General features: G+C 55.3%; 20 protein-coding genes, 1 tRNA gene and 1 riboswitch. Of the genes, 9 read left to right on the top strand and 12 right to left on the bottom strand.

Translation table 11 applies throughout. The features are described 5' to 3' along the window. Positions 1-116 precede the first annotated feature (116 nt). A complete protein-coding gene (locus tag BLU05_RS07735; protein ID WP_091879030.1) occupies positions 117-896 on the bottom strand; it encodes an SDR family NAD(P)-dependent oxidoreductase in 780 nt (259 codons plus the stop codon). Between the two features lie 287 nt (positions 897-1,183). Between BLU05_RS07735 and BLU05_RS07730 the strand changes: the two genes are divergently transcribed. Next, positions 1,184-1,966: a sulfotransferase gene (locus BLU05_RS07730; RefSeq protein WP_139210414.1), complete on the top strand. Its 783-nt coding sequence runs from the start codon at positions 1,184-1,186 to the stop codon at positions 1,964-1,966. A gap of 149 nt (positions 1,967-2,115) precedes the next feature. On the opposite strand, the gene BLU05_RS07725 is transcribed toward BLU05_RS07730, so the two are convergent. From BLU05_RS07725 to BLU05_RS07700, 6 genes are all read right to left on the bottom strand, one after another. Beyond that, positions 2,116-3,324 carry an MFS transporter gene (locus BLU05_RS07725; RefSeq protein ID WP_091879027.1) on the bottom strand — a complete coding sequence of 403 codons (1,209 nt, stop codon included), beginning with the start codon at positions 3,322-3,324 and terminating at the stop codon, positions 2,116-2,118. A 59-nt stretch (positions 3,325-3,383) separates the two neighbouring features. Continuing rightward, positions 3,384-4,373, bottom strand: a complete 990-nt coding sequence (locus BLU05_RS07720) for an AraC family transcriptional regulator (RefSeq protein ID WP_091879026.1) — start codon at positions 4,371-4,373, stop codon at positions 3,384-3,386. Between the two features lie 166 nt (positions 4,374-4,539). Continuing rightward, on the bottom strand, positions 4,540-6,912 hold the full coding sequence (locus BLU05_RS07715) for a penicillin acylase family protein (RefSeq protein WP_091879024.1): 2,373 nt from the start codon (positions 6,910-6,912) through the stop codon (positions 4,540-4,542). Between the two features lie 511 nt (positions 6,913-7,423). After that, entirely contained in the window at positions 7,424-8,791 is a 1,368-nt protein-coding gene (locus BLU05_RS07710) for a phosphatase PAP2 family protein (RefSeq protein WP_244518233.1), read from the bottom strand. Between the two features lie 109 nt (positions 8,792-8,900). After that, positions 8,901-10,301: a glycerophosphodiester phosphodiesterase family protein gene (locus BLU05_RS07705; protein ID WP_091879023.1), complete on the bottom strand. Its 1,401-nt coding sequence runs from the start codon at positions 10,299-10,301 to the stop codon at positions 8,901-8,903. Positions 10,302-10,465: 164 nt separating this feature from the next. Beyond that, positions 10,466-11,518 (bottom strand): NAD(P)H-dependent flavin oxidoreductase, encoded by a 1,053-nt coding sequence (locus BLU05_RS07700; RefSeq protein ID WP_091879022.1) that lies wholly within the window; start codon positions 11,516-11,518, stop codon positions 10,466-10,468. Between the two features lie 100 nt (positions 11,519-11,618). On the opposite strand from BLU05_RS07700, the gene BLU05_RS07695 reads away from it, so the two are divergent. Next, complete coding sequence (locus tag BLU05_RS07695) at positions 11,619-12,524, top strand: LysR family transcriptional regulator (RefSeq protein ID WP_091879020.1); 906 nt, start codon at positions 11,619-11,621, stop codon at positions 12,522-12,524. A 20-nt stretch (positions 12,525-12,544) separates the two neighbouring features. On the opposite strand, the gene BLU05_RS07690 is transcribed toward BLU05_RS07695, so the two are convergent. Then, complete coding sequence (locus BLU05_RS07690) at positions 12,545-12,919, bottom strand: VOC family protein (RefSeq protein ID WP_091879019.1); 375 nt, start codon at positions 12,917-12,919, stop codon at positions 12,545-12,547. 203 nt (positions 12,920-13,122) lie between these two features. Beyond that, positions 13,123-13,213: transfer RNA gene (locus BLU05_RS07685), tRNA-Ser, on the bottom strand. A 372-nt stretch (positions 13,214-13,585) separates the two neighbouring features. Here BLU05_RS07685 and BLU05_RS07680 point away from each other — a divergent pair. The 3 genes from BLU05_RS07680 to BLU05_RS07670 all read left to right on the top strand — a co-directional run bounded on the left by BLU05_RS07680 (position 13,586) and on the right by BLU05_RS07670 (position 16,015). Then, positions 13,586-13,909 (top strand): hypothetical protein, encoded by a 324-nt coding sequence (locus tag BLU05_RS07680; protein ID WP_091879017.1) that lies wholly within the window; start codon positions 13,586-13,588, stop codon positions 13,907-13,909. A gap of 247 nt (positions 13,910-14,156) precedes the next feature. After that, positions 14,157-15,155 (top strand): BMP family lipoprotein, encoded by a 999-nt coding sequence (locus tag BLU05_RS07675; protein WP_091879016.1) that lies wholly within the window; start codon positions 14,157-14,159, stop codon positions 15,153-15,155. Between the two features lie 120 nt (positions 15,156-15,275). Beyond that, positions 15,276-15,357: riboswitch (ZMP/ZTP riboswitch) on the top strand. Positions 15,358-15,379: 22 nt separating this feature from the next. Next, positions 15,380-16,015, top strand: a complete 636-nt coding sequence (locus BLU05_RS07670) for a LysE family translocator (RefSeq protein ID WP_091879014.1) — start codon at positions 15,380-15,382, stop codon at positions 16,013-16,015. On the opposite strand, the gene BLU05_RS07665 is transcribed toward BLU05_RS07670, so the two are convergent. Genes BLU05_RS07665 through BLU05_RS07655 form a run of 3 tightly spaced genes read right to left on the bottom strand, consistent with a single transcriptional unit; the run spans position 16,016 to position 17,877 of the window. After that, positions 16,016-16,471, bottom strand: a complete 456-nt coding sequence (locus BLU05_RS07665; protein WP_091879013.1) for a GNAT family N-acetyltransferase — start codon at positions 16,469-16,471, stop codon at positions 16,016-16,018. A gap of 12 nt (positions 16,472-16,483) precedes the next feature. After that, on the bottom strand, positions 16,484-16,693 hold the full coding sequence (locus tag BLU05_RS07660) for a SlyX family protein (protein WP_091879011.1): 210 nt from the start codon (positions 16,691-16,693) through the stop codon (positions 16,484-16,486). Positions 16,694-16,704: 11 nt separating this feature from the next. Continuing rightward, positions 16,705-17,877, bottom strand: coding sequence for an iron-containing alcohol dehydrogenase (locus BLU05_RS07655; RefSeq protein ID WP_091880150.1), 1,173 nt, complete (start codon positions 17,875-17,877; stop codon positions 16,705-16,707). Positions 17,878-18,036: 159 nt separating this feature from the next. On the opposite strand from BLU05_RS07655, the gene BLU05_RS07650 reads away from it, so the two are divergent. Genes BLU05_RS07650 through BLU05_RS07635 form a run of 4 tightly spaced genes read left to right on the top strand, consistent with a single transcriptional unit; the run spans position 18,037 to position 22,233 of the window. Next, entirely contained in the window at positions 18,037-19,569 is a 1,533-nt protein-coding gene (locus BLU05_RS07650) for an ABC transporter ATP-binding protein (RefSeq protein WP_091879010.1), read from the top strand. Continuing rightward, complete coding sequence (locus BLU05_RS07645) at positions 19,566-20,120, top strand: cysteine hydrolase family protein (protein ID WP_091879009.1); 555 nt, start codon at positions 19,566-19,568, stop codon at positions 20,118-20,120. The genes BLU05_RS07650 and BLU05_RS07645 overlap by 4 nt, the downstream gene beginning before the upstream one ends. Beyond that, positions 20,117-21,262 carry an ABC transporter permease gene (locus BLU05_RS07640; protein WP_091879007.1) on the top strand — a complete coding sequence of 382 codons (1,146 nt, stop codon included), beginning with the start codon at positions 20,117-20,119 and terminating at the stop codon, positions 21,260-21,262. The genes BLU05_RS07645 and BLU05_RS07640 overlap by 4 nt, the downstream gene beginning before the upstream one ends. Continuing rightward, positions 21,262-22,233, top strand: coding sequence for an ABC transporter permease (locus BLU05_RS07635; protein ID WP_091880149.1), 972 nt, complete (start codon positions 21,262-21,264; stop codon positions 22,231-22,233). The genes BLU05_RS07640 and BLU05_RS07635 overlap by 1 nt, the downstream gene beginning before the upstream one ends. The last annotated feature ends 1 nt before the right edge of the window (position 22,234 follow it).

Genomic DNA, 22,234 nt, shown 5'->3' with positions numbered 1-22,234 from the left:
CCCTCAACCTTGACCTGCCGGTGGGCGAATACGCCGAATCGACAGGTTCTCTAGTTCTCCCGGCGGCACCTTTCCACAGAGTGGTGCAATTCTCAATCACACCAGCGGCGACTTGCCTACGGCATAAGCTGCCCGCCATTCACTTCAATGGTCTGCCCGATCAGATAGCCGGAGAGGGCGGCTGAGGCGAGAAAGAGATAAGCGCCAACGCAATCCTCAGCGGTACCCAAACGGCCCTGAGGAATTGTTGCCAGCATGGCATCAAGTTGTGCTTGCGTTGAGTAACGTTCGTGGAACGGCGTGTCGATCACGCCCGGTGCGACCGCATTGACACGAATGCCAAACGGGATCAGCTCCTTGGCCATGCCGCGGGTCACATTGGAGACGAATGCCTTGGAGGAGCCGTAGAGCCCGGCACCATTGCCTGCACCATTTCGCGCGGCGATGGATGTGGTGTTGATGATGAAACCACCCTGCGCTTTCAGATGTGGTATGGCCGCTGTAGAGGCCGAAAGTACCGAGCGCGCGTTGAGGTCCATCACTGCATCATAGTGATTGTCGGTCATTTCCTGATAGGCAAGCCGCGCAACCATGCCGCCCGCATTGTTGATGAGGCCATTCAACTGGCCAAAGGCCGCAGCGGTTTCTTCCACCACGCGGGCCATCTCGCCTGAGCGCGACGCATCACCCTTCACCAGCGCTACCTTGCCGCCCGAATCGCTGATGTCTCCGGCCAGTCGTTCGGCTGCATCGACACTGGAGTTGTAGTGCAGGCCAACAGATGCGCCCTGTGCAGCAAAGGCCCGGGCAAGTGCCGCGCCAATGCCCGTTGATGCGCCGGTGATCAGCACGGCTTTGCCGGCAAGGTCGGAAATCGTAACGGATGGTGTGGACATATGGTTCTCCATGACAGCGAAACGTCAAATGATTGAATGATGAGCGGATGTCTTTGATGGGCCTGAACGGCGGAGTGAACGGGAATCTCGAGGCGAAGCCTACCCCCGGAGTGCCGGTTCTTCCATATGAAAATGATCAGAAATCCGTTGGCATTACCTATTTTCTCCAAAATATTATTTTCTTTCGGGGAAAGTAAGCGGAGAATTTTGTATTTTCTACTTTGCGCTGCGCGATCTGTCTTGACAGTAAAGAACAAAATAAAAGAATATATTTTCATTCGGGGTCGATGAAGCAGGATGATATGGGAGACGATTCGAAATTTAGTCCAATTATAATCTGTGGTTGTAAGAGGAGCGGCACAACGGCGCTCGTTCGAATACTGAACGAAAACGGTATCACTATTTCAAATGAGTGGGCTTTGTTTGCATGGAGCGCGTGGCAACACGAGTATTCCTTGTCTGATTGGCTTCACAACAAGCATGTGGAAGTTGAGACCAACGACTGGCTGCAGCATTGGAATTATAGAATGAACTTGAAGGGAAACGAAGCCGAGCGCGGTTTCCCTGCGGCACTTCACTCTATCTATGGCAATAAGCCACGCTGGAAGTGGGGCGATAAATGGCCCGACTACGTGTTCCATGTGAAGGAAATCAAGGAGCACTTTCCCAATGCCAAAATCATCTACATTTACAGGGACGGACGTGACGTTGTAGCGAGCATGTTGCGAAAGGGGATGGCGGATAATCTGAATCACGGCTTTGAACAGTGGGTTAACGCCATAGAGGCGTGGAAGTCCTGGGAAAAGGATGTTGATCATCTTGCCGTCAAACAGGAAGACCTGTTGCGATATCCTGCCGAGGTTTCAGCTTACATTGCGCGATATTGCGGCATTCGTCTGATGAGTGCCGAGCATGCCCGCTATGTGCTGCTCGGTGCAGATGAGGTGTCGAATGACGACTATGTATCCGAAGATCCATTCGCCCATACGCGCTCTTATGGCTCACTGTTTTCCGATGAAGATGTGCCACCCCACGCGAGAAGCCTGTTGACCTCGCTGGGGTACGCCTGAGTTCTGGAGTGGCCGTAGCGCAAGAAACTGATTTCACACATAAAGACGATCGGCGCTCACGCCTTAGGCATGGTCTCATCTGTCACTTTGAAGATGCGACGAATTCCCGCCGCATCTTTTGTTCCGGACCTATCGTACTGCAGCAAAGATCAGTTGCGGGGCTGTAGCAGTGCCAGCACAGCTGTCGATGCTGCAAGGATAGCCGTAAGGGTTAAGGGCGCCGTCGCACCATAATTATCCACCACATAGCCGCCGGCAACCGCGCCAATGGTAATGGCGACCTGGAAAGAGGTGACCATCAGGCTGCCCGCCGCTTCCAGCGCGTCAGGTGCGGCGCGGGACAGGTTGGTCGGTAGCACGACAGGCGCCATGCCGAAGGCGAGGCCCCACAGCGTAACGAAACCGAAGGCAACGCCAATGTGCACGCCTCCAAGTACCAAAGCGAGTGCTGCAATGGCCATTAAGGCGGCGGTGGCTGCGAGGGCCATATGGATATTGGCATCGGCCATGCGACCGCCAGCGATGTTACCGATTACAGCTGCGATACCAAATCCGAGGAGTGCCAGGGCAATCGGCCCGGTTCCAAGGAGCGTGACGTGTTCAAGGAAAGGGCGCACATAGACCGAGCCAGCAAAATGGCCTGTCATGAGCAAAAGGATAGCAAGCATACCAAGTTGAATGCCGCGCCGCCGTGTCAGCCGAAAGACATCGGCAAGGCTGTTGCTTGTTGTTGCAGGCAAGGTTGGCAGGCTGAGAAACTGCAGCAACATGGCAATTGCGGCCAGTCCTGCGGTCATAGCCATAGCGCTGCGCCAACCCACCCAGTCGCTGATCAACGCACCCATCGACGGTGCGGCAATGGTGGCGAGGGAAACGCCGAGGGTGACGATAGCCATGCCCCGACCGGTGGCATTGGCGCCAACCAGCCGTGCTACGACGGCAACCGAAAGAGCCCAGAACGCACTGAGGGCGATGCCCAGCCCGGCCCGGCCTAACAATAACAGCCAGAAATCGGTTGCTACCGCCGCAAGAATATTGGAACCAATCGCTAGGGCACTCAGACCAACAAGCACCGTCTTGCGGTTCAATTTGCCGATAAGAACATTGCTCAGCATAGCCGTCACCGCGCCGACCGAAGCGGTAGCAGTGACGACCTGTCCGGCGGTTCCCTCGCTGATGCCGAGATCGCGCGCCATTGGCGTCAACAGGCCTGCCGGTAGAAATTCGGCTGACACCAGCGCAAAGCTGGCGGCTGCCATCGAAAGGACCGCGAACCAGGTGGCCGGGCTCCACGCGGTTGGCGCAGCGGCATCAAGGTCTATCGCCGCGTCTTCAAGCTGTAATGTCGTGTCTGTCATTGAAGTATCTCCAAGGTTTGGAGAACTTTATAGACGAGTCGACCCGGATGATATGTATCTTAAAATCCGAAATCCATGTCCGTTCGTCCGGAAATTGTGCGGCGCACAACACCTGGCGAGACGCTGGTGATGCGCTTGAAGGCGCGTGCGAAGGATGCTTCGGATTCATAGCCCAAACGGGTAGCGACCTCGGCAACCGACATGCCGCTTTGGCCCAGCAACTCGCGGGCAAGCTGCATACGCAGACGGGCAAGATAACGTGCCGCGCCTTCTCCTAAAACAGCACTGAAGCGCTCAGCGAAAATCGTGCGCGATTGGCCCGCAAGGCCAGCAAGGTTTTCAAGTGTCCAGTTATGGCCGGGGTCCCGGTGCATGGCTGCCAGAACGCGGCCAATATGGGGGTCACGGATGGCGGCGAGCCAACCGGTGGTCGGGGCTCCGGTACAATTGACCCAGCAACGGATGAGTCGCGCTGTGAGCAGGTCCGCCATGCGTGATAAGATAGTGGCGCTACCCATCTGGGGTTGTGCAGCCTCAACCGTCATAGCCGCGAGCAAGGGGCCAACAATCGGGTCATTGCCAGCCACGTCGCAGCCCTTGATGATTGGCGGCATCAAAGTGATCAGGGGATTGAGTGCACAGGCGCCCAAGGCCATGGAGCCGCAGAAAAGGGTGCTTGCCGCGCCCGTTCCTTCCCGCACCACTTCGCTGACATTGCTTCCCAACTTGGTTACCTGGCAACTCTCGAGTGAGTCGCCCACAACATCAGGCGCGCTGGCCAGCTGATGGGCGATGCCTTGCGGCAGCAACACCAGATCGCCATCGTGCAACTCCTGCCAGCCTTGCACCTCTGTATGAATCCAGCATGGACCCTTGCTGACAAAGTAAAAACGCAGCAGCTGTTGTTGCGGAAAGGCGAAGCTCCATGGATGTCGCAGCTCACAGCGCCCATAGTTGACGCCGTTCATGCGAAAGTCTTGCAGGACTTCGCTGAGCGCATCCATCGGGATGTGCGGTGGTGAAGATGGTCGGGACGGATGGTCAAGCATTTCGTCAATATATATGCAGGACGTCCGGCAAGCAAGTGGAGACCATTCTTCTATACAATCGCCTTTTCAGTCGCTGATAAGGCCATCGCAGGATTTTCCCCGCAATTTTTCGATTGGCATTACCTGCTCCCCATCTGGTCTTCCTCGGCAGAATAATTTCGTCGCTTTATTCGATCCGAAACCGGATGGTCTCCCGAGCGGCCTTTTCCACATCTGCTCGCAAGAACGCCTGCGGACGGCACTCGAAGCGCTGATAAAGATCCAGTTGATCTTCATAATGTGGGGACCGTTTGCCGGTTGGGTCGATAAAGCCGCTTTGGCCCGGAGGGGTGACGGCGCAAAAACTGACTTTCCCATCGCGGAACGTGACCATGTCGCTTTGCGTGCCGCGATTCATGCTCGTAGCGATTGCCTTGCCCTCATCGGGATTAGCCTGAGGAATGCCCATATAGTTCGAGGTTTCGAATACATGCTGGGGAAGAGGAACACGCCAATTGCTGACATCGCCACTGGAATATTCGTCCTTGAGGCTGTTGCCCGTTTTCTCCAGCGCCGAAAGAATGATCTGTTGACGCCCTTTAGCATCCGCGCCATTGAAGAAATCATAGGTCTGGGGCACGCCAGCCTTGTCGGCCAGCATCGCGTTATGAAGTATCTGCGCGGCTCGCGAAATGCGGCCATATTGGATAGTTGCCGGAATGATGGGACTGTCATCCAGCAGCACATCCCTGACCATTGTTTCCAGCCAACGGCGGAAAATTGCCACTGCGGGTGTCGTCGCGCGCCCATCCGCACCGCGAAGCTGCTGGCCGTCCCACGCCTTCAATGCTGCAATCATGGGTTGCCTTGGGTCATTGTCAGCCACGTCCTTGGTGGCATCCAAAATATAGGGGAGGAAATAGCGGGCGTTGACGTCCAGAAAGCTGATCTGTCGATTGATGTCCCAAACTTCTTGAGGCGTGAGCTTGTCTTTGCTTTCCAGCCGCGTGGTAATTTCAAGGACACGATCAGCCGATCCCCAGCCGCTACCCTCAACGGTTGCAACCGCGCCGTGAGCTGATCGATTGTTCCAATTGGCAATATAGTTTTGGCTCGGGTTGTAGGTCTTTGGAACGTTGGCGAACGGTTGAGTACCTGACCAATCTTGGGTGCCATCCCCTTTCGCGGGCAGCCTGATATCCTGTTGTGGCGAGCGGATCGGCAATAGCCCAGGGGAAACATATCCGATGTTGCCCTCACGATCAGCGTAGTACCAGTTGATGGTGGTCGCAACTTTCCGTGCCTGAGCGAGCCACTCATTGAATGTTTGAGCTTTGGTCGAATTGATCCAGGCAAAAAGGGTCTGGATCTCCTTGCCTTTCCAACTGCGCTTGAAGGCATAAGCTGAGTTCGACTTTTTATCGATGAGGCTGACAACCCCGTATTCCGATTCATATACCGTCGTCTCTACATCCGGAGAGCCTTTGACGTGAAACGTCTCCTTGCGTGGGTGCATATCGACCCAATTGTGCCCGACGCGGTATTTCGTTGAATTCTGTGGATTCAAATCGAGCTTGAAGTAATCGTTTACATCCAGCGGTCCGGCGGTGGCTCCCCATGCAATCTTACCATTCGTTCCAAACAACACATTCGGCACGGCAAAAGGCGTGTTTCCCGTCAGATCGAAACCGGCTCCATGGAGTCCGATACTAAACACATAAGAAGGATTGAAATTGTCGAACTGCGGACCATTGACCAGAATGGTGCTGCCGTCGATTGTCTTTTTGGGACCTACAATCCAAATGTTACTGGCGCGTGGCCGCATGTCATCTCCACCAGGAACCGTCGAGTCGAGCAGGTCTGCAAAGCGAATTCCGTCCAGTTTCAGAGTTTCCGCCTTCTTGTACTGTTCGCCTTTGGGAACAGTCGTTGGCGCCAGCGGATCCTCAAGCCAGAACATCTGCTCGAAAAGAGCCTTGGCTTTTTCACTTCCGTGCTGCTTCTCGAGCGCCGCCAGAAGCTTAGCGTTCGCCAGTTCTGTGCTATAATGCGAGAAGCGTCCGGCCATCGTGCCGACATAGATCATCGCCACATCAAAATCGGTCCAAGTTGTGGGGGTGATGCCGAAATCGGAGAACTCTTTTGGCAGCAACGTATCGGGGGAAGCCAATACCTCGTGGACGCGACGATTGTAGCCAGCAGCATATCCCTTGAGGATTGCGCGCTCTTCCGGGTTTAATTGTTCAATCTGCTGTTTAATCTCGGCATGACTGAAATTGGCACGTGTTTGTATGTCATACGGTAAACGGTCGATCCCGAGAACTTCCGATACGGTCCCCAGCACAGAGCGCTTTGCCATCTCCATTTGGAATAAGCGATCTTGCGCTACGACATAGCCAAACCCGGCATATAATCCATATACATCAGCTGAATATACGTGTGGGACACCCCAGTCATCGCGCAAAATCTCAACATTAGATTGTGCATATGTCGGGGCCATAGACAGGCCCGAGAGGCCGAAAGCCAGAAAAAGCTTGCGCAGGTTGTAGCCAGTCTTCATCGCAGTATGTTCCTCCCAGAACGTTTTCAGGTTGTGAAAACTCGGTTCGATGGCAAATGCTATATAATAAACCGTTCGGTCGGTTAATTAAATCATCGTAGCGATAGACCGTCAACCTCATCGAACGGAACGATGCAATGGAGCGGTTAGATCGGCACTTGGTCTCGGGGGAGAGCAGAGGTTCGCCGACTTACAAGAGCCGCGTTACCTGTTCGAGATCGGGGCTCGCACCGTCTGGCTCTACTCTACGGCCGTTCAGTCTAAGCCTGCGTGCGGCTGGGGAGATGACGCTGAGGGGCATTCATGGTCTTCTGCGAGACAATCCTCCGTATCAAATGCATGGTCCCAAACATGCCCGCCGCAAACCTGGCAATGTAATGGATAAGACAATGTTTGCCCCTTGATGAACGCGTCGCGCATCAAGGGGCAGATATGCAGGGATATGACGCACGTCCGATCAAGACCGTTGGTGCTTGACGAAATTCGTCACCTGGAAAAATAACGACTAACCTTACTGTACCTTTTTGCGTTCAGACAGCTCCATCGCAGCCAAAGATGCCGCATATAGATTGAGCCGCGAATAGACGCCAAATGACGAGCCATTATCCAGGAAACCGCCGCCAGGACCTTCAGTGGCCGTCAGGATCTGGTTGGCTTCTTCGAGTGTCAGGGACGGGAATGCCGTGGTCAGCAGGTAGCCGGCCTCGGGTGCCAGTTTATTGACGTCCTCTTTCACACCAAAATTCTCCGGATAGACGACAGGCAGCCCATAGGTCTGGGTGGCATCATAGGCCGACTGGTTTATGGCAGGGTCACTGAACCGGCTCGTATCGTCGTGCGCACAGGAGCGAATTTCGGCACCGCAGCCCGCCTTGAGTGCCTCGGTCAACTCGGCTTGCGCTGTTTTCACCGCCGCCTGATAGTCCTTGATGACAGGAGCATTCTTCAGAGTTTGCCCTGTATAGGCGCTGTCATTGGCAAGCAGATGCGCCAAATCGTAGGTTGCGAGGGTGCGTCCTGCGAGAACATCCATGGCATAATGCGCACCCATGAGGATGCGGTCATTACCATATTCCGATGCGCGCGTTATCATTTGCGGGTATCTCTGCGGCACCAGTACGGCCAGCAGAATGGACCCCATATAGCCGTAAGTCGTATGCCCGCTGGGGAAAGAAGGGCTGTCGGTCAGGTTCATGACCGGTCCGCGATTGTAGACGGTATTGTTCGCCGGTACGCCAAGATAGTCCCGGCCGATGATAGCGAGAGTCTGTGGCTGCGTCTGGAACGGACGAGAATCACCAAAGGCATCGGCTCCGGGACTACCGGCTGGGCGGCCGTAATTGGTGCCGAAAACATCAACGCTGCCGCCAATCTTCTGCAGGATTTCCAAGGCTTCCGCCGAGACCGGATTCTTGCCATCCGTCGTGGTGTTCGCGAAGAAATACTTTCCCGAATTGGAGTCGGGGGCCGTCGTCGCGTTGGTGTAGGCGATCAGATCTGCCACGGCCTGCGACACATTCGTAAAATGCTCACGATCCTGATAATGTGCGCGCGCCACATAGGCCCCGCCCAAAGTGGTGCCAAGTCCATCTGCCAGTTGGGCCAGATTGCCATCGGTGATGAAGGCGTCTCTGAGTGCTTGTTGTTGTTGTTCGGTAAAGGGCAACAAAGTCGCCTGACGAATGTCGCCTGTCTGTATTCCGCCTGTAACAGCGTAGTTCGAAGACAATGCTGCTTTGCCATTTGCCGATTTTCCCAGCACGGTCAGCGGCGAAAGTCCTTTCAGGACAGCAATATTGGATACTGTCTGAGCCTCCGCGTGGGTCGCAGATACCAGACCAAGCCCGAGGCTGATGACGAATAAATTAAATATACGCAAGGCTAAACTCCTATTGGATGTAGCTTTGTCAAACCCTTGACGATGGTTGACGTGGCTCGGAGGTTGAAATTCATAATTTGTAAATGGACGCTATTCCTGGTCAAGCTGCTTATTGCAATCCCGGTTCCTGCAGGTAAGTGACGCGCGCACTCACCCCGGTGGGTGTGAAGTCGGTGAAGACGCCATCCACGCCCAAATGAAAGAACTTGAGATATTCGAGGCTGGGATCACCGTGGTAATCGACGGCCAGATATTTCTTTTCGTTGCGAAAGGTGAAGACATGCACGAACAGACCAGCCTTATGTGCATCGGCGATCAGGCTGGTGGCATCTTGAGTCGAGGCTTCGGGCGTTGATCCCTTGAAAGGCGTGCCATCTGCGTTGGTCTCTTTCCATGGCGAGATCTTGAGAGGCACGATCTGAGGTTTCCACGGGCCGATGCCGTCGGCATAGGACTTGATCTCAGCGAGGCCTTCGGGGGTCAGCATGGCATCAAACCAGCGCGGATCGCCGGAGACTGTCCAGTCGAAAGGGCGGGAATTGGTGATGTCGTCATAGAGAACCTTGCCGGTTTTGAAATCAACGCCGTCGGCATCAATAAGCTGGACCAGTCTGGTCTGCAGTCCGTGATCATGCATATATTTCAGACTGCTTGGTTCAAAACTCTGCACCAGAATCGGTGCGTCCTTTGAATCGAGGCCGTTATCCTTGATGATCTTCATCACGGCGTCCTCAAGCGGGCGGCTACCCGGCGCTCCGCAACCATTGGCGATGGCCTGCGCATTGTTCCATGTCGGATTCTTGGTTTCCGGATAGACGGCGATCGTGCGACCGGTTTCCTTGGCCTTTGCCTTGGCGATATCGATGATCTCCTGAAAGCTGAGGACCGGGAATTTGCCATTGAAAACCTTTGGTCGTTCATTGGCTGCATCAAAAGTCGTACCGGCAATCCAGTTCTTCAGTTCCGCCATGGTGAAATCGGTAATCGACCAATCACTGGTGTGGTCTTCGCCATCAACGATCAGGGATTTCAGCACCGATTTGGCATCCGCCGGATTGGTGAGATCGGTGAGATATTCTGCTGGCCCGCTGGTCGGAGTTTGCGCCCACTTCACCTTAACCGGGACACCCGGCACCGTGCGCTTGCGGGCCGCAACATCAGGATTGCTCTTTGCCACCTCAGCGATGTTGGTATTGTCGCTCAACCATGGATTATGGCGTGCAACCAACATGCAATCCTTGGTCAGATGCAAGTCCTCTTCGAGGGCGTCTGTTCCCAGAGCCGCAGCAAGATCATACGACGCCTCGGTCTCTTCCGGTACTAACCCAGGTAGGCCCCGATGTCCGACAATCAGCGGTGGCTTACCATCCAGAGTTGGGAAATTTTTTTGGCTCACGGCAGCGGAAGCGCTTTGCGCCTCGGCCACTCGCTGGGTATTCAGCGCAAAAACCACCGAGCACAACAGTGCGAAACCGGTCAGCACTTTCGAACCCGCGAGAATATACTTCATGATCGCGTCTCCAATCCTGCCGATGCCATGGCTCTGAGCACCTCGAAATCCGCGGCCGCACCAACGCCTTTTCGCCTTCTTATCGCAACTATCTGACAAGTGGATGACCATCCGGGAGATGCAGATGCAGGCTACAGAACGACTTGACCATCGAGGCAAAGCAATCAATGACCCGCAGCTTGCAACTCATCGGCAAGAACTTTTACCAGCTGTGCGGCGGGCAGTTCGCGCGCCATTGGCGCTCCCTGGCCAGCCCACTGGGCGGCAAACTCGTTGTTGCCATGTTTAGCCGCGCCAGCATGAAGCCGCTTTGCAAGGTCATATGCTACCGGATAGGGCGCGGGTATCGGGCTTCCGGCCGCCTCGCAATGCGCAATGAAACGGTTGACAATGCCCCGCGCCGGGCGTCCTGACAGAACCGACGTCAACCGCGTGATAGTGGCTCGGTCACTCTTGAGATATTCCCGATAACTGGCATTTGCTGCGGATTCCGGGCATAGGATGAATGCTGTTCCGAGCTGTGCAGCAGTCGCTCCCAGATCGAGCGATGCCCTGATGCCTGCGCCATCCATGATCCCGCCTGCCGCAATCACGGGCAAGCTGGTCCGGGTGACAAGCAATCGGACGAGAACCGACGTACTCAGCCTCTCGTCCACCTCTTGCGGGTCGAAAATGCCGCGATGGCCGCCAGCTTCAATTCCCTGCGCCACTATTCCATCAATCCCGGCTCCCTCAATCGCTTTGGCTTCGGACAGGCTGGTCGCAGTCGCCAGCATCTTGATACCGGCTTTGCGGAAAGCAGAAATCTTGTCGGGGCTAGGCAAGCCAAAATGAAAGCTTATGACCGCCGGACATTCATGGAGCAGCATGCGAAACGCATCTTCGTCCGCAAGGACGGTCTTATAGATTTCATCCAGCGTAACCGGTGCCTCAATGCCGAATTCCATGAAAAGAGGGGCGAGATATTTCAGCCAATTGGTTTCGACCCCGGCATCCCGGCGGGCTGGCTCGTGGCAAAAGACATTCACATTGAAGGGCCGGGAAGTCAGCGCGCGCGTTTCTTCCATCGCCTGACGGGCCTGTGCCACCGTGCTGGCTCCGATCCCGAGTGATCCCAGTCCGCCTGCATTGGAAACTGCCGCAGCAAGAGCGGGAGTGGAAACCCCGGCCATAGGCGCCTGGACAATAGGAAGCTGGACTCCCAGTGCTTTGAGCATGCGCTTATCCCTCGTGTAACATATTTCATTTGGAGAATGATTGACTTTAATTCTTATATAAAGAATACATATTAAGAGTTATTCTGCAATGGAGAATTTTATGGACCTTGCATCGCTTGCTGTTTTCCGCGCGGTCGCCCGAGAGCAGAGTGTCACCCGAGCGGCTGAATTACTGGGTCGCGTGCCTTCAAATGTCACGACCCGAATCCAGCAGCTGGAGGCGGAAATCGGTGTGCCTTTATTCCAGAGAGACAAGAAGCGTATGGATCTTACCACCGAAGGTGCAACCTATCTGGATTATGCAGAGCGCCTCCTGAATCTGGCTGATGAGGCGCAGCAAACGGTTAATCCTCTCGCACCACTCGGTGTCCTGCGCCTCGGTTCGATGGAGTCAACCGCCGCCACGCGTTTGCCCATGCCGCTCGCCGCGTTCAACATGCGATGGCCGCAGGTCACCATCGACCTTTCGACAGCACCAACCCGGCAGCTCATCGACGCGCTCCTTGCTCACCAAATCGACTGTGCGCTGATCGCGGTGCCTGAAGGTGAGTGGTGGCTCGCGCCAAATGTCTTGGATAAGGTTCCGGTATTTCGTGAGGAATTGGTATTGCTGCTGCCGCCGGGGCATCCCGAGATCCAGCATTCGCAAGAGATCAAGCCGCGTGCCCTTGCCGCTTTCGCGCCCGGTTGCACCTACCGCATGCTGGCCGAAGAGTGGGCCATGGACTTTGGTTCAAAAAGGACGGCGCTGCGGATACAGGAAGTGGGGTCCTATCATGCCATGGTAGCGTGTACCGCGGCCGGGTCGTGTTTCTCCATCTTGCCACGCAGCGTGCTCGATCTCGTGCCCGATGCTGCACGTTTCACAATCAAGCCGTTGATGCGGGTCGACACATGGGTCGCCAGCCGGCCGGGCTTCGGAACGCCCGCTTTCAAAGAGTTCCGTGAGCTGCTGTTGGAATGCTCCAATCTCGAAGGCACAAATGATGCGGTACGCGTTACTTGAACCGTTTCCGATAAGGCCCGTTACGCTGCGGGCACGTGGCAAACCACTTCGATGTTATGGCCATCAGGGTCAATCACAAAGGCTGCATAGTAGTTGGCATGGTAGTGCGGGCGCAGACCGGGACCACCATTGTCTTTGCCACCTGCCTCCAGAGCGGCGCGGTAAAATGCATCGACTTGCTGGCGATTCTCGGCTGTAAACGCTAGATGCAGATGCGCCGGCTTCTCCTCGGATTGATACAGGCATAATGAAGCCTTACCCTCTGGGCTAAGCTCGACGCCATAGGTTGGCGGGCCCTCAGCGATAACAGCGACGCCGAGCGGCTTGAGTGCTTCAAGGTAGAACGCCTTGCTTGCCGCAAAGTCTCTGACTCCGAATTTAACGTGATCAAACATGAGGTTTTCCCGTGCCGTTGCGCGTGTGCAAAGTCCTCGCCCCGTAAGTCAAGGACATTAACACTATGACAGCAGTACGGCTCCCTTGCTACGTTGGCTTGATGGTCGCTGCAACGGCATAGGCGCGTAACACGAAATTTGGCGCAGGTGCAAATGCACTTAAGGCATTGAATCACAATGGAAATAAGGAATTATAGAAGGACTGGCGGAGAGAGCGGGATTCGAACCCGCGTTACGCTTTTGACGTAAACACACTTTCCAGGCGTGCGCCTTCAACCACTCGGCCACCTCTCCGCAGATCATCCGGCATGGGGCCGGTCGGGTTGGTCATTCTCAGCCGGAAAAACCGGCTCAGGAGCACCGTCAACCATCGGTCACTCAGTCTTTGGAATTTGCGCGAGTCACTTGAAGATGGTTAGCCAACAACGACCCTGTGCGGCGCGCACTATAGTCAGAACAAGCACTTGTTCAACACCTATTTCAACATAATTGCGCTTTGACGCATTTTCATGTGTTTGCCTCTGAAATTGTTGGGAATTTTCAGGGAAATTTCACATTCCGGGATCAGACTATCGCCAAATCCGCATTCAATCGGGCAATGTTCCGCGCTAGAATGCGATTTTTGCGTTGCTGGCGCGACGCTGAATCATGATTTTGGAGAGTGATGTGATCCGACCCGTTTTGAGGCTTTTTGCCTATATAGCTCTTGCCATGGCGATCATTGCGGCGGTTCTCGACGCTGCCCGGTCTGTCGGCGCGTCCCATCTGGTCACCACATCCTTGCGCGAAAGCTGGCAATCCCTGTCCGCTTCATCGCTTACCCTCGTTGAAACCTACTTCAACGCTCATCTTTATCCCATTTTGTGGAATCCCCTGATGCTCTGGGTGCTTGAAACCCCAACCTTCGTTGTTTTCGCCATTCTGGCTTTTCTTCTATATGCGCTGGGATATCGCCGCGAGAACCGGGTAGGGCGCTTTGCGGCCCGTTGACAGGGGTGAGCTAGGGTCTATCCAAGATGGATATTCCTGTCCTATTCCACAGGTAAAATCCATTTAAGCCTCTGTTAAAATTGTATTATTCTTTGATATTTGACCGGGAGGCAAAATTCCGCGTGAATTTTGCCCGGAGCCGTGCAAGATTGCTTTTTGGGGCGGCCATAATGGGATAGGTCGCAACGAATTCCGGAACCAGCAGAATGTTGGTCCTCGTTAACAAAATCCAGAGGGTTGGTATCAAATGAAGCGTATTGTTCTTGGTCTGCTGGCTGCCACAGCCATGTCCGTTTCGGCCTATGCTGCGGACAATAAACCTGCCTTGATCTTTGATCTCGGCGGCAAATTCGATAAATCCTTCAATGAGGCTGCATTTCACGGCGCGGAAAAATACACCAAGGAATCCGGTGTAAAATTCCGCGAGTTCGAAATCCAGAATGAAGCACAGCGCGAGCAGGCTCTGCGCAAATTCGCTTCCGATGGCAATTCACCGATCGTGATTGCCGGTTTCTCCGCCGCTGCGGCGATTGAAAAAGTATCGACGGAATTTCCCGATACCAAGTTCGTCATCATCGATGCTGTCGTTGACAAGCCGAATGTGCGCTCGGTTGTCTTCAACGACAATGAAGGTTCTTATCTTGTCGGCGTCATCGCCGCCAAGTCGTCAAAAACAGGCACTGTCAGTTTCGTTGGCGGTATGGACGTTCCATTGATCCGCAACTTCGCCTGCGGCTATGTCGGCGGGGTCAAGGCAACCAATCCGGATGCCAAGGTTATCCAGAACATGACTGGCGATACACCCGCTGCGTGGAATGATCCTGCCAAGGGCGGTGAAATTGCCAAGTCTCAGATCGATCAGGGTTCGGACGTAATCTTCGCTGCGGCTGGCGGTACCGGCATCGGTGTATTGCAAAAGGCTGCTGATTTGAACAAGCTTAGCATTGGCGTTGACTCCAACCAGAACGGCCTGCATCCGGGCAAGGTTCTGACCTCCATGTTGAAGCGTGTCGATGTTGCCACATATAATGCTTTCAAGGATGGCGCGGATGGCAAGTTCACAGCGGGCGTCAATGTTCTCGGCGTCAAGGAAGGCGGTGTTGACTATGCCGCAGACGAAAACAACGCCAAACTTCTGACCGATGATGTCAAGAAGGCAGTGGAAACCGCCAAGGCCGACATTATCTCGGGCAAGGTCAAGGTTCACAACTACAACACGGACAATGCCTGCCCTTACAAGGGCTGATTTTTCTGCCCTTACAAGGGCTGATTCTCTAATTATTTGACGAGCCGCCGGTTGCATGACCGGCGGCTTTGTTTTTTGCCACCAACGTCTGCTTGTCTTCCCGTCGGATTGTGAGATTATGCCCACCTGCGCAACTGGCGCATTGAGATGGGGCACCATCGGGAAGCGCAGATTTAAAATGCCGCGCGCCTGGGCAGCTTGTTCCAATCCAAGGAGGATGCCCTATGTCTGCGATAGCCGTTTTCTTCAGTATTCTTGGAGTTCTGCTGCTGGGAGCCATGAGCCCCGGCCCGAGCTTTGTTCTCGTTTCCCGTATCGCCATCACCTCGCCGCGCCTGCATGGACTTGCGGCAGCACTTGGCATGGGCATTGGCGGTACGATCTTCAGCTGTCTTGCCGTTCTGGGGCTGACTGCTTTGTTGATGCAGGTCGAATGGCTTTATCTGATCCTGAAAGTGGCTGGTGGAGCCTATCTGGTTTATGTCGCCATCCGCATCTGGAACAGCGCTTCCGAGCCCTTGGCCCTGCCGGGAACCGGCGCGCGGATGTCCGTGACCCGGTCTTTTTCGTTTGCGTTGATGACACAGCTGAGCAATCCAAAAACGGCAATTGTTTATGCCAGCCTGTTTGCTGCACTTTTACCAGCCAATGCGCCCCTTTGGCTTTTGCTCGCCCTGCCGCCCATGGTGTTTCTCATTGAAACGGGCTGGTACATGTTCGTCGCCACCATGTTTTCGACGGCCAGAGCCCGCGCTACCTATGCCGGTTTCAAGGCGTGGATTGATCGTGGTGCGGGGGCGGTTATGGGTGCGCTCGGCTTGAAGCTGATTGTGGAAGCATTCAAGGCGCACCGGATCTGATCAAAGATTGCGGTTGAGAATCGTCATACCCTGATTTTCACCGGCAAGCTCTTCATGCGGTTGCCAGCCAACGGACCGGTAATAATCGGGTTTGTCCGTATAGAGGTATAGTTCTTCGTGGCCCTGACTTCTGGCGGCTTCTTCCGCGGCTGCTATCAATTGCTTTCCAATGCCTTTGTTGCGGAAGGCGGGGGCAACGTAAAGGCTGGCAAGCCATGGCGTCAGATGTTCGTGGCTGTCCAGATCATTATCGATCAAAAGCACAAGGCCTGATGGTATCCCGGATACGAGTGCAACAAACGCCTTTTGCCGGCTATCCGGATCGAGCATGGGCATCAGGGCGTCGACCGTCTGCTCCATGGTCCTGCCATAGGCCTGCCCCCATTCATGGAAATTCCAGCGTGCGCACACGGGAACAAGTTCGGGACGATTTTCCAGAGGTTCAACAGTGATCATTGGGATTTGTGCCTACCAGTGGGGTGGTTTGGTCACCGGAACGTCCGGCGCAGTTTGCTCTTCCAGAACGAGGAAGCGGTCCGTCAAGGCATCAAGCTTGCGGCGCATACCCTCGATCACCCTCCATTGCTCGGCAATTTGGGTGGAAAGCTCCTCAATGGTCTTTTCCTGTTCCGTCACAAGAATTTCAAGCTTGGTGACGCGGTCCGTATCAGCAGTCATCCCTGTCTCCGTTACCAGGCCGTTCTATAGATCGCCAAGGCATCGGCCTCAGTCACGTCGCGTGGATTGTTGACCAGAAGCCGCCCCTGTTTCATGGCATCAGTAGCCATGAAGGCCAGATCGCCCTCGCCAATGCCAACATCCCGCAACCGGGTCTGAAGCCCGAGTTTTGCCGAGAGTTCGGCCAAGCGATCAATAAAGCTGTTGCAAATGAGCTGTATTCCCCCGCTCACATTGATATCTGCAAATGCATGAGGTGCCAGTGCTGCATAAAGCCCCGCCGCCCCGTTTGTGGATTCGGCGGCGTTGTAACGCAGCACATGGGGCAAAACCAAGGCATTGGACAAACCATGCGGCACATGGAACGTCCCACCGATGGGATAGGCGAGGGCATGGACGGCGGCGACGGGCGAATTGGCAAAGGCTTGTCCTGCCAGCATTGAACCGAGCAGCATGGCTGAACGCGCAGCCTTGTCCTTGCCGTTAAAGACCGCCGTTTCGATGTTCGCCCCAAGCAGGCGCAGCGCTTCCACAGCAAGTGCGCGTGAGACAGGATTATTATTGGCATTCTTTGACGCGTAGGCCTCAATGGCATGCACCATGGCATCAATACCGGTGGCTGCGGTAACATGCGGCGGAAGACCGAGGGTAAGATCAGGATCAAGCAAAGCCACGTCCGGCAGGATCAGCGGTGACGACACGCCGCGTTTTTCGCTGCCGCTCACGGTAATAATGGAGACGGGTGTCACCTCGGAACCCGTTCCCGCCGTGGTTGGGATCAGTGTCAGTTTCAGGCGCGGGCCCTTGGCGTTTCCAACGCCCCAGGCGTCATCGAAATTCTCATTGGAGCCAGCCAGCAGCGCTACCAGTTTGGCCACGTCAAGCGACGAACCGCCGCCAAATCCGAGAACATGGTTCACACTGTTCTCACGGGCCATTTCGACCGCACTTAACAGTGTTTTTAGCGATGGGTCCGCTTCCACCTCGCCGAACACCGTGATATCCGCTCCGGCGGCTTGCAGACTGGCGATGGCTGGTTGCGCCAGTCCCAAGGCAAGGATGGTTGCGTCTGTGACGATAAGCAGCCGGTCTTTGGGCTGTATGCGCAGATGGGTGGCGACATCACCGCTGGCGCCAGCCGCAAAGACGATGCGCGGCGTGGTATGGAAGGCAAAGGGAGCAATCTGGTCGGTCATATCAGGAGATTGCCAGAGCAGGGGTAAGCTTGTCGAGAGCCGCGATGGAATGTGAATCGTGTAATTCTTGACTGGAAAGAAAATAATCCCGTGTTAGGGTCGAAAGTTCGAAAAGACGTAAAAAGCTGATCAACAGCGGATGGGGACATGGCAGAATCGGCAATTGAACTTGTGGGGATTGATAAGCGTTTTGGTGCCGTTCATGCCAATCGTGATATCCATTTGCGCGTTGAAAAAGGCACTATTCACGGCATCATTGGGGAGAATGGCGCTGGCAAGTCCACGCTGATGTCCATTCTCTATGGCTTCTATCAAGCCGATAATGGAGAAATCCGCATTAATGGGGCGCCTGCCCGGATCAGCGATCCCAATACCGCCATCGCGCTTGGCATTGGCATGGTGCATCAGCACTTCATGCTGGTGGAAAATTTCACTGTGCTTGAAAATGTCATGCTCGGTGTAGAAGGCGCGCCACTCCTCAAGCGCGGTATCGCCAAAGCCCGTGCCGAACTGAAACGGCTGGAACAGGAATATCAGCTTGATGTCGATCCCGACGCGCTGATTGAAGAATTGCCGGTTGGTTTGCAGCAGCGTGTGGAAATCTTGAAAGCGCTGTATCGCGGCGCGGAAATTCTCGTGCTGGATGAACCAACAGGTGTTTTGACACCCGCTGAAGCTGATCACCTGTTCCGGATTTTGGAGCAGTTGAAGGCGCAGGGCAAAACCATTGTCCTCATCACGCATAAATTGCGCGAGATCATGGCTGTTACCGACAATGTGTCTGTGATGCGGCAGGGCTCCATGGTGGCAACCCGCAAGACAACCGAAACAACGGTCGAGGAACTGGCTGAGTTGATGGTTGGCCGCCGGGTGCTTCTGCGTGTGCAGAAGGGCGAAGCCAAGCCGGGTGAGGTGAAGCTCTCGGTGGAAAATCTCACCGTGCGCGACAGTCGCGGCGTTATCATGGTGGACAATGCATCCTTCACCGTCCGGGCCGGTGAGATCGTCGGCATCGCCGGGGTGGCAGGCAATGGCCAGTCGCAGCTCATCGAAACGGTTGCGGGTATTCGCACTGCGGTCTCCGGCCGGGTGCTTCTCGATGGTCAGGTCATCGATATAACAGGTGCTGCTGATCCGGGTGAATTGCGCGATCGCGGTCTCGCCCATGTTCCTGAAGATCGTCACCATATGGGCCTCGTTCTGGCCTTTGAAGAATATGAGAATTCCATTCTCGGTTATCATGATGATCCGCTCTATCTCAATGGACCATTTCTCGACATTCAGGCCATACAGGCCGATGCCCGCAAGAAGATTGAGAAATACGATATCCGCCCCAGCGATCCGCGTTTGAAAACCGCCAATTTTTCCGGCGGCAATCAGCAGAAGATCGTTTTGGCGCGTGAGATCGAGCGCGATCCGGGTGTGCTGATTATTGGCCAGCCGACGCGCGGTGTTGACGTGGGTGCGATTGAGTTCATCCACAAGCGCATCATCGAAATGCGCGATGCGGGAAAGGCGGTTCTGCTCGTTTCCGTGGAACTGGATGAAATCCGTTCATTGTCGGATCGCATTCTGGTGATGTTCGCCGGTCGCATCGTCGGCGAGCGGGATTCGGATGCAAGCGAAGGTGAACTCGGTCTCCTCATGGCAGGTGTCGAACAGCAGGAGGCCGCAGAATGAGCGTTACCCAGGCGCTTCTTGTGATTGACGTACAACATGCAATCGATGATCCCAAATGGGGTCGCCGTGGCCAGCCCGAAGCGGAACAGCATATTGCCCGCCTGCTGGGTGCCTGGCGCGAGCGCCGCCTGCCCATTGTCCACATCAAGCATGATTCCACCGATCCGCAATCGCCCTATCGTCCCGGAACCGAGGGCAATGAGTTCAAATCCGAAGTCGCTCCGCAGGTCGGAGAACCGGTTGTCGACAAGCGCACCAATAATGCCTTTATCGGTACTGATCTGATGGACGTGCTTGATGAATTGCAGGTGCGTAGCTTGGTGGTCACAGGTGTCTTGCTGGAGAATTCTGTCGACGCAACTGTGCGCATGGCCGCCAATCTCGGATTTGAGGTGGTCGTCCCCGAGGATGCGGTAGCGAGCATTGATCGCAAGGATCATCAAGGCAAAAACTGGTCTGCCGAAGATGTCCACGCCCTGACGCTTTCCATTCTTGATGGCGAATATGCCAAAATTTCCACTTCTGATGCCATCATTGAGGCCCTGCCATGAGCCAGCCTTTTGCCAAATTGCCCGCATGGGCTGACTACGGCCTCCTGCCGTTGATCAATGTGATCGTGGCGTTTTTCGTTGCAGGTCTTGTTGTTCTTCTGGTCGGGGAAAGCCCAATCGATGCCGCCGTCCTGATGGTCAAGGGCGCGCTTGGCTCCGGCGATGGTATTGGCTACACGCTTTACTACGCCACCAACTTCATTTTCACCGGCCTTTGCGTGGCCGTGGCCTTCCATTGCGGCCTGTTCAATATTGGCGGCGAAGGGCAGGCCTATGTCGGTGGGCTGGGTGTTGCTCTGGTCGGGCTAGGTCTTGGCAGTGTTCTGCCGTGGTGGCTGACTTTTCCGCTGGCTATTATCGCCTCGGCTATTGTTGGCGCGCTCTGGGCTTTCATTCCGGCTTGGTTGCAGGCCAAGCGTGGCTCGCACGTGGTCATCACCACGATCATGTTCAATTTTATCGGTGCCAGCCTGATGGTCTATCTGCTGGTCGGCATTCTGAAAGCACCGGGCACACAGGCGCCGGAAACCCGTGTTTTTGGTCCGGGCGGTCAATTGCCGGATCTTGGTTGGCTGCTCGGTATGTTCGGCCTCAACATGCGCTCCGCGCCGCTCAATATCAGCTTTCTCTTGGCTTTGGTCGCAGCCTTTGTCGTCTGGCTGCTGATCTGGCGGACCAAGCTCGGCTACGAAATCCGCACCATGGGCCACAGTCCCAAGGCGGCGCGCTATGCTGGTATCAGTGAAGTGCGCATCACGATCGTGACAATGCTGATTTCGGGTGCTCTTGCCGGTATGGCGGCTATCAATCCGATCATGGGTGCACAGCATCGTATGCAGCTTGAGTTTGTCGCCGGAGCCGGCTTCGTTGGCATCGCCGTCGCGCTTATGGGCCGTTCGCACCCGGTGGGCATTGTCCTGGCTGCAATCCTCTTTGGCGTACTCTATCAGGGTGGCGCGGAAATCGCGTTCGACATGCCCAATATTTCCCGCGATATGATCGTGATCATTCAGGGGCTGGTCATTCTGTTCGCCGGAGCGTTGGAGCATATGTTCCGGCCATCTCTGTTGCGTCTTTTCCAGCGTTTGGCCCGGACCAAACAACAAGCGACACCCGCGGTAGCGACAGGAGGGGGACAATGATGGACTTCTTGATAGCAACGGCTCAGGTATTGGATGCAACAGTCCGCCTTTCGGTTCCGCTTTTGCTTGCCTGTCTGGCCGGGCTTTATTCGGAACGCGCCGGTATTTTTGATATTGGCCTGGAAGGAAAGATGCTGGCAGGCGCTTTTGCTGCTGCTGCAACTGCTGCCTATACCGGCTCAGCCTATATTGGTCTCCTTGCCGCCGTGCTCGTGTCCGTCGCGCTTGGTCTGGTACACGGTTTTGCCTCGATCACCCATCGCGGCAATCAGATTGTATCCGGCATGGCCATCAATTTTATTGCCGCCGGAACGACAGTGATGCTTGGGCAGGCCTGGTTCAAGCAGGGTGGGCGAACACCCCCGATTGCGGATGCGGCCAGATTCAATGCAATCGATCTTCCGGGTGCAGAGGCATTGCGCGATATTCCCGTGATTGGCCCGTTCTATTCCGGGTTCATTTCGGGTCGTCCCCTGCTTGTTTATGTGGCCTTCCTGCTTGTCCCGTTTACCTGGTGGGTATTGTACCGTACGCGCTTTGGCCTGCGTCTGCGCGCTGTTGGCGAAAATCCTGCGGCCGTTGATACCGCCGGTATTTCCGTGCCTTGGTTGCGCTACCGGGCCGTTATCTGCTGCGGCCTGCTTTGTGGCATTGCCGGTGCCTATCTCTCCACGGCAGATGGCGCAGGGTTTGGCCGGGACATGACCGCAGGCAAGGGTTACATCGCACTGGCTGCGCTGATTTTTGCCAAGTGGCGTCCGGTACAGGCCATGTTTGCCTGCCTGCTCTTCGGTTTCCTTGATGCTTTTGCCATCCGCAATCAGGGCCATCCTTTGCCATTGATTGGTGAAGTTCCGGTACAGCTGATGCAGGCCCTGCCTTACATTCTCACCATCGTGCTGCTTGCCGGTTTCATCGGCAAGGCAATCCCGCCCAAGGCGGGCGGCGTGGCTTATGTGAAAGAGCGATAGA

This window comes from Phyllobacterium sp. OV277 (assembly GCF_900104355.1).
In the GTDB taxonomy this organism is placed as follows: Bacteria; Pseudomonadota; Alphaproteobacteria; order Rhizobiales; family Rhizobiaceae; genus Phyllobacterium.
Note: the sequence above shows the minus strand (reverse complement) of the source record. Positions and strands in the feature narration are given on the sequence as shown.